We start from the raw sequence: 200 nt of genomic DNA, 5'->3' as shown, positions 1-200 counted from the left end.
GCTCCCTTTGGCCGCTCGGGAACCCCACCAGGGGTAAAATCACATTGTAGGCTATTCAGCAAAATGAATGGTGGTGGGGGAAGGATAACTCGTCGCTATCGCTCCTCGCCCTTCGGGCCGTTGCCTGCGGCAACGTTCTCTCGCTACGCTTGAGTCGAACCTTAGTCGAAGCTTCTCATCCTTCCCCGTAGGGCAGAATA

At 56.0% G+C, this 200-nt stretch carries 1 other RNA gene; it reads right to left on the bottom strand.

Features of this window, described 5'->3' with window-relative positions:
• Positions 1-68 precede the first annotated feature (68 nt).
• Positions 69-200, bottom strand: a non-coding RNA gene (locus CWM58_RS28000) — RtT sRNA.

This window comes from Klebsiella sp. H-Nf2 (assembly GCF_002806645.1).
Classification (GTDB): Bacteria; Pseudomonadota; Gammaproteobacteria; order Enterobacterales; family Enterobacteriaceae; genus Klebsiella; species Klebsiella variicola.
Note: the sequence above shows the minus strand (reverse complement) of the source record. Positions and strands in the feature narration are given on the sequence as shown.